Here is a 12,229-nt window from a genome sequence, read left to right on the forward strand (position 1 = left end):
GGGGTTACCGCCCGCATGCGAACGAAAAATGGTAAGGAGAGTCCCTGCGCGTGCCGATGAATGCATCCGTGCAGGTCAAGAGCTGTGCCGCAGCTACTGTCGATGGCCGGCGCCGCGAGCCTCGCCTTGGCAACGTGGTGCTGGCAGAACTGACGACTCGGGCGGATGTAGGCGCTGTTCACCGGTCTGCTCCGCACGAATGCTTCGCGGGGGCGGCCATTGGCGGTGGTGACAGGGCGGGAACACCCGCCGCGCCGACCCGGCCACCGGCACACCCCCCACGTCATGGAACACCTTTACAGCCACATTGCCGCTGCATGCCTCCGCTCGTCGACAGAAGAGGGCGTTCGCTGCGCGAGAAGAGGCTGTTCGCGGCAAGAGGAGACTGACGCGCGGGCACCGCTATCGGCCGTCCATGGGGAATTCCGGCTGGCCGCCGACAGCGGTGGTAGGCCGCGGAGGTTCTGAAGTTCTCTCGACGGGTGAGGCCTTTACCTTACCCGTCGCTAACCGGACCTGATGCCTGTCCGTGGTCGGCCGCTTGTGGCGGAATCACCCTTCAGTGGTAAATGCATCTTTGCGTTGTTGCCTAAAATTACGAACACATGTTCGGCAGGTTTTGGTATTCTTGGGGTGTGTCCGAGACGACGTTCGTTCCCGAGTTGCCGCAGGAGTTGTGGCGCGCTGGCAAGCTGGAGCTTGCTCATGGCGTGCAGCAGTTCCTGCAGGTGATGCGGGTCGCGTCGGCTGGTTTGGGCCGGTATTTGGCGGAGATCGAGTCTCGTGGCTGCAAGGATTTGTATGGGTATGGGACGACGTTGGCGTGGTTCGCCGATGTCGCCGGTTTGTCTCAGGCTGAGGCGCGTCCGTATGTGAATCAGGCGATCGATTTGAATCCGACTCGTGCGTTGGATGGGCGTGAGGTTCCGGCGTTCGCACCGGCTACGGCTGTGGCGGCGGCGGAGGGTGTGATCGGGCAGGAGCGGATCAAGCAGGTCCTGGGGATCTTGAAGGAGATCCCGGCCGAGGTGTCGGTCGAGGCTCGGGAGCGTACGGAGAAGACCCTCGTCGACCTGGCTCGGGACGCGGGTCCCAGTGAAGTTTCGGAACTGGGGAGCACCCTGCTGGCTTTGCTGGATCCCGACGGCGCGGAGCCGAAGGATCCCGAACCCGCCGAGCCGCGTCGTGAACTGACCGTGGAACGCCGCAAGGACGGGTTCTGGAAGATCAAGGGCTTGCTCGATGATGAGTTGGGTGCCCGGACGGCGGCAGCGCTTGAGGCTTATGCGAAGCCTCGCCCTGTCGATGAGTTCGGCGAGGCTGATTGGCGCACCAAGGCCGAGCGTCAGGGTGACGCGTGGGCGGAGCTGCTGGATTTGGCGATCGCGTGCCCGGATCAGCCGGGCACCAGCGGGTACCGGACCCTGATCCACGTGACCGTCGGTCTCGACGAGCTCAAGACCGGGATCGGGAAAGCCTGCTTGGATTTCGTCGGGGAGATGACGGCCCGCGAAGCCCGGATGGCCGCCTGCGACTGCCTCATGTTGCCGGTGGTGCTCAACGCCGCTGGTGAGCCCCTTGATGTGGGGCGGCTCAGGCGGTTTGTGACTCCGGGCCAGCGGCGTGCGTTGAACATCCGCGACGGCGGCTGTGCGTTCCCGGGTTGTCATCGGCGGCCGAAGAACTGTCACGCACACCATATTCGTCACTGGGCAGACGGCGGACGCACCGATCTTCGGAACCTGGTCCTGCTGTGCGGTTTTCATCATCGGTTGATTCATCACGGTGAGTGGGAAGTCCGGATGGCCGCCGACTGGTTGCCGGAGTTCATCCCACCCCAGTACCGAGACCCACTACGACAACCCAGGCGCAACATCCTCCACCGCGCCGCAGCCTGACCCGAAGAGCCCGCCACCGAACCGGCGACGGGCCCTTCGGCATGCCCGCCGAGGGAAGCGGCATCACCTGCGACGGTCCGGACGGGAACGGGCCACCGGGCGAGACCCGACCTGCCGGTCCGAACGAATCCGCAGACACGACCTAATAGCGGACGTCGCTCTGGAGCAGCGGCGGGTACACGGCCGACGTCTCCCCGTCGACGGTCGTCCCGGCGAACTGCAGCATCGCCCGCATCTCAGCGTGCAGTGACGCCGGATAGTTCAACGACGGCGCCGAAACCTCGTCCAGCGCCCGCAAGTGCTCCGAGCCGAGTGCGACGTCGAGGGCCGCCAGGTTGCCGTCGAGGTGTTCGATCCGCCGCGCGCCGAGGATCGGCACGACGGTTCCCGCGCGAGCCCGCAGCCACGCCAGCGCCACGGCGGCGGACGTCGTGCCGAGTTCGTCCGCGATCGCGGCGACGGCGTCGATGACGGTGTACTCGTCTTCGCTGGGGCCGCCGACGAAAGCCGCGCGAGCGGAATCGGTGACCGCGGCGCCGCGCCGGTACTTGCCGGACAGGAAGCCGTTCTTCAGCGGACTCCACGGCACCAGCGCCATCCCCTGATCGAGGGCGAGCGGCGCGAGTTCGCCTTCGACGGTCCGCGCCAGAAGCGAGTACTCGACCTGCAGTGCGATCAGCGGGGTCCAACCCTTCAGAAGCGCCAGGGTCTGGGCCTGCGCGGTGACCCACGCGGGCGTGTTGGAGAACCCGATGTACCGGATCTTCCCGGACCGCACGAGATCGTCGAGTGTGCGGAGCGTTTCCTCGATCGGGGTGTGCCGGTCCCAGTTGTGCAGCCAGTACAGGTCGAGGTGGTCGGTGCGCAACCGCCGCAGGCTCTCGTCGAGCTGGGCGAGGATCGACGAGCGGCCCGCGCCGCCGCCGTTGGGGTCACCGGGATACATGTTGGTGAAGAACTTCGATGCCAGGACGACCCGGTCACGACGTCCGGGATTCGCCGCGAACCAGTCACCGAGGATCTTCTCCGAATGGCCGTTGGCGTAGAAGTTGGCGGTATCGACGAAGTTCCCGCCGCGGTCGAGGTAGCTCGCGAGGATCTTCTCCGACTCCTCGACACCGCAGCCCGCGCTGCCGGGATCGTCGCCGAAGGTCATCGCGCCGAGGGCGAACGGGCTCACCCGCAGTCCGGAACGGCCGAGGGTGACGTACTGGTCGAGGGACATGATCGTGACTCCTAGCGTCGGGTGGATCGGTCATTCAAGGAAAGCGCGAACCACCGGTCCCGAGGTAGACCGATCCACCCGACCTCTTGCACGATCCTGCTTCGATCGCGTGGATCGGGCTTGCGGGAGAGAGCCGCGGATGCTTCCGTGAAGTGGTGAGAACGAGTGCAGGGCTCCTGGCCGAGATCCGACGCGGTGTCACGGCCCATGCCCGATCCGACCTGCGGACGCCGATCCCGGGACTGCTGGTGTCCAAAGTGGAGACATCGGAGCAGGACCACTCGCTGACCGAGCCGCTGCTCGTCGTCCTGGCACAGGGCGGGAAACGCCTGTTGCTCGGCGACGAGGTGTACGAATACCGAGCGGGGGAGTGCCTGGTGGTCGCCGCCGATCTCCCGGTCACCGGCCATTTCCTCGGCGCGAGCCCGAAGACGCCGGCGCTCGGAATCGGCCTGGAGCTGCGTCCGGCGGCCATCGCCCCGCTACTGCTGGAGGTCCCGGCCGGGAGGTGGTCGCGCGGTACGACTGGCCTGCCCGCGATCGGCACCGGCGCCGCCGATCTCGACCTGCTCGACGCGGTCGCCAGGATGACGCGGTTGCTCGACCATCCCGAAGACGCGGCCGTACTCGCCCCGATGATCGAGCGCGAGATCCTCTACCGGCTGCTCACCGGTCCGCACGGCGCCATGATCCGCCAGATCGGCCTCGCCGACAGCGGCCTCGCCTACGTCGGCCGCGCGATCCGGTGGATCCGCGAGAACTACGCCGAACCTCTGCGGATCGAAGACCTCGCCAGGGTGGCCGGGATGAGCCCGTCCGCGTTCCACCGCCATTTCCGCGCGGTCACCGCGATGAGCCCGCTGCAGTACCAGAAACGTATCCGTCTCCAGGAGGCGCGTTCGCTGCTGATCGCCGACGCGGGCGACGTCGCCGGCGTCGGGCACCTCGTCGGTTATGACAGTCCTTCGCAGTTCAGCCGCGAATACCGGCGGCTTTTCGGCGCCCCGCCCGGTCAGGACGCCTCACGCCTCCGCGCCGACGCCGAGCCGCACGACGTCCGGCACCTGCCTTAGCGCAACGACTCGATCATCGGGGTGAGGGTGTCCATGGTCGCGGCGAGGTCGGCCTTCGCGTCGGGGGAGTGGGCCAGCCAGACGGCGGCTTCGTTCATCGCGCCGGAAAGCAGGCGCGCCACCGGTTCCACCGGCCGTTTCGCCAGGACGCCGTCGTCCATCAGTGCGGTCAGCGCTTCGGCGAGGTGCCGGGCGGACGACTCGTCGTCCAGTTCACGCCAGTCCTGCCAGCCGAGCACGGACGGCCCGTCCAGCAGCATGATCTGCTGGATCTCCGGATCGGTCGCGGCGCTCAGGAACGCGCGGCATCCGGCCAGCAGGCCTTCCCACGAGTCCGGCGCGGCCTCCGCCGCCCGCGCGACCTGCTCGCCGACGTCGTGCTGCACGACGGTGAGCACCTGCCGGAACAGATCCGCCTTGCTGCTGAAGTGGTGGTAGAGCGCGCCCTTGCTGACGCCCGCGGTCTGGGCGATGGTCTCCAGTCCGACGTTGCCGTAGCCGTGTTCGGCGAACAGGCGGCGTGCGGTGACGGTCAACGCCTCCATCGTCTCTTCGCGCTGCTGCTGCTTCGTGCGGGCCATCCTCGAATCTTGACATACCGACCGTCGGTTGGCTAACTTCGACAAAACAAACCGACGGTCGGTATTATTTGCGAGAAAAGGTGGCACCATGCGTCTGACCAGCTTCTATCCCGTCGTCATGACCGATCGGCTCGCCGAGACGCGGGACTTCTATCGCGACCACTTCGGCTTCGAGCTCACCTTCGAAGCCGACTGGTACGTCAGCCTCAAACGCGGCGAGTGGGAGCTCGCGATCCTCGTCCCCGGCCACGACACCATTCCCGCCGGATTCGGCAAGCCGGTGCAGGGCCTCCTGCTGAACTTCGAGGTCGAGGACGTGGACGCCGAGCACCGGCGGCTCGTCGTCGAAGCGGGTCTGCCCGAGGCGCTTTCCCTGCGCAGTGAGGAGTTCGGGCAGCGGCACTTCATCGTCGCCGACCCCAACGGCGTCCTGATCGACGTGATCCAGGAGATCCCGCCGACCGGCGAATACGCCGAGCAGTTCACCGGCTGACACGAAGGGAACAGAGTGTGGCCAGCACGAACAGTCCACAAGCGACACCGGCGGACACCTGAAGTCCGGTGGTGCAGGCGGTCCGCGCGGCGTCGAGCAACTCGGCACCTGATCGCGCGACGAGGTCCGAGGCGGCCGTTTGGGCTTGGGCGGGGCCCGACAACGCGAGTTGCCGGGTCGCCTCGGGGACGCCGGCGGGGACGGTCAGATGTCCCGCGTAAACCGCCGCCGCCAGGGAGCCGAACAACGTCGTGCCGAAGCCCGCGCCCAGTTCGTAGCCCGTCTTCTCCACCGCGGCGGCGCCCCCGGCCCGATCCGCCGGGGTCGCCGAAAGCAGGGTGTCGGTACTGGAGGTGAGCGCGAGCGCCATGCCCAGTCCCAAACCCGTCAGTCCGCAGCCCAGCAGCACCGGGGACGTCAGCGCGACCGCTCCCGCCGCCGGGACCAGCAACGACACCGAGGCCACCGCGAATCCGGCCGTCCGGACCCGGGCGTTGCCGAACCGTTCGAGCAAGGCCGGTGTCACGACGCTGCCGACGGCCGAAGCACCGAGCACCAGCAGCAGCCGGCCCGCCGCCGCTGTCGGGGACAGGCCCAGCACCACCTGCAGGTACTGGGCGAACAGCAGGCCGAGACCGACCAGCGTGCTCATCACCAGCAGCACCCCGCCGACTGCGGCCCGCACGCCCGGCAGCCGGAACAGCGTGAGGTCCAGCAGCGGGGGGTCGGTCCGGCGCTGGCGGCGCAGGAACAGTCCGATGAGGACGACTCCGGCCAGGCCCGCGGCGAGGCCCGATGGCCAGGCGCCCGGATGTCCGACGGCGAAAGCGATCCCGAGGACACCCCCGGCGGCGAGACCCGCGCTGAGCGCGTCCCACGGTCGCCGTCCCGGCGGATTCCGGGGCAGCCATCGCAACGCCAGCACGACGGCGGCGAGGATGACCGGCGGATTCAGCAGGAACGTCGAGCGCCAGCCCCACGCCTCGACGAGCACCCCGCCGAGGATCGGGCCGAACACCGAACCGGTGCCCGCGATCCCGCTGCACACCGCGATCGCCGTGCGACGGCGCCGCTGCTCCGGGAAGAGTTCCCGCAGCAGCGACATCGTCACCGGCATGATCATCGCGCCGCCGCAGCCGAGTAGCGCGCGGAAGACCAGCAACACCGGGACGTTCGGCGCGAACGCACAGCCCAGGGACGCGATTCCGAACACGACGTACCCGGTGACCAGGATCCGCCGTCGTCCGTACCGGTCGCCGAGGGTGCCGAACGGCAGGAGCAGCGGGGCGGCGGTCAAGGGGTAGATCGCCACGATCCACACCTGCGCCGCCGCTCCCGGCCGCAACTGCCGCACTAGGTCGGGCAGCGCGACGTGCAGCACGGTCGCGTCCACCGCCACGAGGAAGAGCCCGGCGCCGAGCACCGCCAGCAGCGGCCAGGCGCGGTCGGCCGCCCGCTCGGCCCGGGCCGTGGTCACAGAAGTCCCGACAGATGCCGCGCCACGACGTCGACGTAGGGCGGGTCGACCACCGAAAGGTGATGCGCGTCGACCGGCACGATCTCCAGCCGCGGGCACAGCTCCGCCCAGCCGGCGGCCAGATCCGTGCGCGAGTAGCGCGGTTCCATCGCCAGTCCGGCGGCGTACTGCTCGGTCGCCCGGTAGAGGACGACGCGCCCGTCATAGCGGCGGGCCGTCCCGCGTTCGGCCGCCAAGGTGTCCAAAAAGGACTGACGTTGGTGCCGCAGCACGCCAGGACTCAACAACCCCGCTTCGGCGACTCGCCGCATGGTCAGATCGATCTGCTCCTCCTCGGGAAGCGGGGCGAGTTCTTCGTGTCCCAATCGGACTTCCCGCCCGTAGGTCCCTTCGACGTAACCGGTGAACCGCAGGAACCGCCGGGCGGACGACGCCCGCGGGTCGAGGTCCGGTTCCGGCAGCGGGAGCATGGTGTCGATCAGGGCGACGAACTCGACCTCGTCGCCCTCCTCGGCGAGCCGCGCGGCGACGCCGTACGCCAGTGCCCCGCCGAACGACCAGCCGGCCAGTCGATACGGTCCGCCTCGGTGCTGGGTCCGCACCAGCGGCAGGAGGTGCTCGACGCGTTCCTCGATGCTGACACCGGGAACGCGTTCGAACCCGACACAGGGCACGGACGTCGGCAGCCTGTCCAGCAGCGGCCGGTAGACGGTGCACGTACTGCCGCCGGGGTGGAACAGCAGCAGCGGCGCGACACCGGGTTCGCCCGGCGTCAGGACGTGGACCGGTCCCTGTTCCTCCCGGGTGTCGAGGACGGCTCGGGCGACGTCGGCGATGGCCGCGAGGGAGTCGTGACGCAGGAGTTCCGCGGCGTCGAACGGGGTGTCGAGTTCGGTGCCGAGCCCCTCGGCGAGCAGTTCCGCCAGCCGGTCCGGCCTGGCGGTCTCCGTCAGCCGGACGTGCGTGCCGCCCGCGTCGGCACCGGTGTGCTCCTGCCAGAGGCGCAGCACCAGGCGATCGGCCGCGTCCCAGGCACGGCCGCGGGCAGGACGAGGATCTTCGTCCTCGCGCGGCGCGAGATCACGGCCGAGATCGGCGAGCGTGGCGCCCCGGAGCACACTGGCGGCGTCGGGTTCGGTCCCGAACTCCCGGCGGACGGCTTCCCGGATCCGGTTCGCCATCAGGGAGTCCAGGCCGAGTTCGACGAGCGGGACGTCGGCGTCGATCCGGTCGGGGCGCAGCCCCATGACGGAAGCGACGATCTCGGTCAGCCGGTTCCCGCCGGAACTCCGCACGGGTTCGGGTTCGGTCGTGCGCGCCACGAACGAGGGCGTCTCGTCGGTGGCGGTGTACCAGTGCCGTTCGTGCCGCCACGGCATCGGCGGGACGTCGACCAGGCGCGCGCCGTCGTCCGGATCTCCGGGGGTGATCCGCGTTCCCGCGCAATAGAGTTCGGCGGCGGCCGCGCCCAGCGAGCGCACCTCGTCCTGACCCCGGCGCAGGGTACCGGTGACGACGGCGTCGTGGACGCCCTCCGCCGCGAGCGTCCGCGCCACCGAGCCGCGCAGGATCGGATGCGGGGAGATCTCGACGAACACGCGGTGGCCGTCCGCGGCGGCGGCCGCCACAGCCTGCCGGAACCGCACCGGACGGCGCAGATGCGCGGCCCAGTACCCGGCGTCGAAGTCCGGCATCTCCCGCGGATCGGTGAGAACCGTGTCGTACCAGGGAACCGCCGGACGACGGCCGCCCAGTTCGGCGAGCGCCTCCCGCAGCGCGGGCAGGACGGGTTCGACGCGGACGGAATGCCCGGCGACCTCGACCGGCAGCCGTCGCCCGGTCAGCCCGGCGGCCTCCAATTCCGCGACGAGCAGGTCCAGCACGGTGGCGTCGCCCGCCACGGTCAGCTGGCCCGGCGCCGATTCGACGGCGAGTTCGATGTCCGGGTACAGCTCGAGCTCCTCCGGCGCCAGCTCCACCGCGGCCATCGCGCCGCCCGGACCGATGGTGCCGAGAAGCCGGGCGCGGGTGGCGACGAGATGGACGGCCTCGTCGGCGGTGAGCACACCGCTCACCACCGCGGCCGCCGCCGAACCCAGCGAATGCCCGATGACGGCGACGGGACGGACCCCGAGTGCTTCCCATTGGGCGGCCAGCGCGACCTGTGTCCCGAAGATCGCGACCTGGGTTTCGGGCAGGGACAAGGGGATCGAAGTGGTGAGCAGGGTGCGCAGCGACTGCCCGGTGTGCTCGGTGAACAGGTCGCGGAGCTTGTCGACCTGGGCGGCGAACGCGGGCTCGGCGGCCAGGAGTTCGCGGCCCATCCCCGGCCACTGGGAGCCGTGCCCGGAGAACACGAACACCGGACCGTCGGTGGTCTTGGCGGTTCCGGTGACCGCGCCCGCGGGCAGTGGATCGGCCCCGGCGCCGACGGCACGCAGCAGCACCGCCAGTTCCGCGGTGTCCCCGGCGACGAGCGCCGCCCGGTGCGTGCCTTCGTTGTCGCGGCGGAACAGCGTGTGAGCGACATCGGCGAGCGCATTCTTCGGCGTCGCCGAGGACTCCAGCCAATTCGCCAGCTGCGTCGCCCGTTCCGTGAGCCTGTCGCGGGTGCGGGCGGAAAGGAGCGCGATCCGGACGTCCGCGCGGTCCGGCGCGGGCTCCGGCACCGGTGCCTGTTCGACGACGACGTGGGCGTTGGTCCCGCCGAAACCGAACGCCGAGACCCCCGCCGTGGCACGGCCGGAGTGCCGGGGCCAGGGCGTCGGTTCGGTCACCACCTTCAGGCGTAGATCGTCGAACGGGATATGCGGGTTGGGCGCGGTGAAGTGCAGCTGGGGCGGCAGTTCGTCGTGCGTCATGGCGAGGACGACCTTGATCAGCCCGGCGATCCCCGCGGCCGCCTCCGCGTGCGCGATGTTCGTCTTCACCGAACCGATCAGCAGGGGAGCGTCGGTCGCCCGGTCCTTGCCGAGGACGGCGCCGAGCGAGCGGGCCTCGATCGGGTCGCCGAGCAACGTGCCGGTACCGTGCGCCTCGACGTAGTCCACAGTGGACGGATCGAGCCGCGCGCCGTGGTAGGCCGTGCGCAGCATGTCCTGCTGGGCCAGGGGATTGGGGGCGGCCATGCCTTGAGAGCGGCCGTCCGAGTTGACCGCGGTGGAGCGGATCACCGCCAGCACCCGGTCGCCGTCGTATTCGGCGTCCGCCAGGCGTTTGAGCACGACGACGCCGCAGCCTTCGGCACGGGCGATGCCGTCGGCGCCCGCGGCGAAGGTCTTGCAGCGGCCGTCGCCGGCGAGCAGTCCGGCGGCGGCGAACGCGGCCGTCGGGCCGGGCAGCAACATGAGGTTCACCCCGGCGGCCAAGGCCAGATCCGCCTCGCCGTCACGCAGCGCGCGGACGGCGTGGTGCACGGCCACCAGCGAAGACGAGCAGGCGGTGTCCACCGCCATACTCGGCCCGCGCAGGTCGTAGATGTACGACAGCCGGTTGGCCGAAATGCTGCCCGCCGCGCCGGTGGCCGTCCACAGGTCGACGTCGCCGCCGGACATCGTGAGATGCCCGTAGTCATGCGTGGAGATCCCGGTGAACACGCCCGTCCTGCTGCCGCGCAAGGAAACCGGGGCGATTCCGGCGTGCTCCAGCGCCGCCCACGCGACCTCCAGGAGCATCCGTTGCTGCGGATCCATCGTGGACGCCTCACGCGGGGTGATACCGAAGTGGTCGGCGTCGAATCCGGCCACGTCGTCGAGGAACCCGCCGACGACCGGTGCGGCGTCGGCGTTCCAGCGACCCGGCGGCGCGGTCCGGACGGCGTCCCGTCCGCCGCGCAGCAGATCCCAGAACTCGTCGATGCCGTCCGCTCCCGGCCGGCGGCAGCCGAGGCCGACGACGGCGACCGGGTCGGTCCGGCGGCGGTCGGTGGTGCTCGAAGGCTCGGGCTCGGCGCCGCCGGTGAGGCTGCGAGCGAGGTGGTCGATGGTCGGGCTTTCCCACAGGAGGGTGGCAGGCAGCTGCGTGCCGAGCAGTTCTTCGAGGTCCGCGGCGATCCCGACGGCCTGACGGGAGGACAGGCCGTAGTCGCTGAGCGGACGGTCGGGTTCGAGCCGGGCGGCGTCCACGCCGGTGTGCTCGGCGACGGTGTCGAGCAGCCAGCGGCGCAAGGTCGGCGTGTCGAACGACGGGTTTCTCATCGCACCAAGGCCTTTCCGTAGTCGCCGGCGAGGTAGCGGTCGCGGCAGGCGGCGCGCGCGATCTTGCCGCTGGAGGTGCGCGGGACCAGGCCCGCGGGAACGAGGACGACGTCGCGCAGCGAGAGGCCGTGCGCGTCGGAAACGAGCCGCCGGATCGACGCGGCGAGCCCCCGTTCGTCCTCCGTGGTCAGTTCGCTGTGACCCCGATGCTCGGCGACGACGACCGCCGCCTCGGTGTCGGTGCCTTCGACGGCGAACGCGGCGACGCTGCCCGGGCGGATGTCGCGATCGGCCGACGCGGCCGTCGCCTCGACGTCCTGCGGGTAGTGGTTGCGGCCGTCGACGATGAGGAGATCCTTGATCCGGCCGGCGATGTAGACCTCGCCGTCGTACCGGACACCGAGGTCGCCGGTGCGCAGCCAGGGCCACTCGGGGATTCCCGGGTGGTCACCGGTCAGCCGGGCGCCGAAGGTTTCGGTGCTCTCCAAGGGCTTCTGCCAGTATCCGGTGCCGACGTTGGGGCCGTGGACCCAGATCTCGCCGACCGAGCCGTCCTCCAATGCGACACCGGTCTCCGGATCGACCAGCGCGACGTGCTGACCGACGGGGACACCGCAGGCGACCAGCTTGAGGCCGTCGTCCGACGGCCGCGCGGTACCCGTGCCGAGGGCGGCGCGGTCGAAGGTGGTCACGCGCGGGGGAACCCCGGGGCCGGTGGTGACGAAGACGGTCGCCTCGGCCAAGCCGTACGCGGGGCGGGTCTTGTCCGGTGTGTAGCCCGAATCGGCGAAGGCGGCGTGGAACCGGTCGAGGACGGCGGGGTTGATCGGCTCGGCGCCGTTGACGATGGCGGCGACACGATCGAGCCGCAGCCGAGCACGGTCCTCCTCTCGCACCCGGGTCGCGCTGTAGTGGAACGCGAAGTTCGGCGCGGCGCTCCAGCTTCCGTTGTGGTCGCTCAGCAGTTCCAGCCAGCGCACCGGCCGCTCGATGAACGCCAGCGGATCCATCAGCACCGACCGCATACCCATCGCCAGCGGCGTGATCAGGCCGAGTACGAGACCCATGTCGTGGAACAGCGGCAGCCACGAGACCGTGGTCGCGGAAGTCGGATCGATGCCGAGTCCGTGCACCGCCTGGCGGACGTTGGCCAGCACGTTCGCGTGGGTCAGCACCACGCCGGCGGGCGTCCGCGTCGAGCCGGAGGTGTACTGCAGATACGCCACGTCGTCCGGCGTCGGGTCCGGGGCGGGCCACGCACGGGCCGGTCCTTCGGTGGGCTGGTC

Annotated in this window: 8 protein-coding genes; 3 read left to right on the top strand and 5 right to left on the bottom strand. The window is 70.0% G+C overall.

Annotated elements, in window-relative coordinates; genetic code table 11:
• Positions 1 to 605 precede the first annotated feature (605 nt).
• A complete protein-coding gene (locus H5J31_RS38275; RefSeq protein WP_181777544.1) occupies positions 606 to 1,898 on the top strand; it encodes an HNH endonuclease signature motif containing protein in 1,293 nt (430 codons plus the stop codon).
• A 142-nt stretch (positions 1,899 to 2,040) separates the two neighbouring features.
• Here H5J31_RS38275 and H5J31_RS38280 read toward each other — a convergent pair whose 3' ends face one another.
• Positions 2,041 to 3,123, bottom strand: a complete 1,083-nt coding sequence (locus tag H5J31_RS38280; protein ID WP_181777545.1) for an aldo/keto reductase — start codon at positions 3,121 to 3,123, stop codon at positions 2,041 to 2,043.
• Positions 3,124 to 3,278: 155 nt separating this feature from the next.
• Between H5J31_RS38280 and H5J31_RS38285 the strand changes: the two genes are divergently transcribed.
• Positions 3,279 to 4,196 (top strand): AraC family transcriptional regulator, encoded by a 918-nt coding sequence (locus H5J31_RS38285; RefSeq protein ID WP_181777546.1) that lies wholly within the window; start codon positions 3,279 to 3,281, stop codon positions 4,194 to 4,196.
• Here the strand turns inward: H5J31_RS38285 and H5J31_RS38290 are convergent.
• Positions 4,193 to 4,777, bottom strand: a complete 585-nt coding sequence (locus H5J31_RS38290) for a TetR/AcrR family transcriptional regulator (protein WP_181777547.1) — start codon at positions 4,775 to 4,777, stop codon at positions 4,193 to 4,195. The two genes, H5J31_RS38285 and H5J31_RS38290, sit on opposite strands and share 4 nt — an antisense overlap.
• Positions 4,778 to 4,865: 88 nt before the next feature.
• Between H5J31_RS38290 and H5J31_RS38295 the strand changes: the two genes are divergently transcribed.
• On the top strand, positions 4,866 to 5,270 hold the full coding sequence (locus tag H5J31_RS38295; protein ID WP_181777548.1) for a VOC family protein: 405 nt from the start codon (positions 4,866 to 4,868) through the stop codon (positions 5,268 to 5,270).
• Here H5J31_RS38295 and H5J31_RS38300 read toward each other — a convergent pair.
• The 3 genes from H5J31_RS38300 to H5J31_RS38310 all read right to left on the bottom strand — a co-directional run.
• Positions 5,260 to 6,747 (bottom strand): MFS transporter, encoded by a 1,488-nt coding sequence (locus tag H5J31_RS38300; protein WP_181777549.1) that lies wholly within the window; start codon positions 6,745 to 6,747, stop codon positions 5,260 to 5,262. The genes H5J31_RS38295 and H5J31_RS38300 overlap by 11 nt on opposite strands.
• Positions 6,744 to 10,943, bottom strand: a complete 4,200-nt coding sequence (locus H5J31_RS38305) for a type I polyketide synthase (protein WP_181777550.1) — start codon at positions 10,941 to 10,943, stop codon at positions 6,744 to 6,746. Before H5J31_RS38305 ends, H5J31_RS38300 begins: the two co-directional genes overlap by 4 nt.
• Positions 10,940 to 12,229, bottom strand: a 1,290-nt coding sequence (locus tag H5J31_RS38310; RefSeq protein ID WP_181777551.1) for a fatty acyl-AMP ligase, incomplete at its 5' end; no start/stop codon positions are given. The genes H5J31_RS38305 and H5J31_RS38310, both read right to left, overlap by 4 nt.

It is taken from the genome of Amycolatopsis pittospori (genome assembly GCF_013870525.1).
Classification (GTDB): Bacteria; Actinomycetota; Actinomycetes; order Mycobacteriales; family Pseudonocardiaceae; genus Amycolatopsis; species Amycolatopsis pittospori.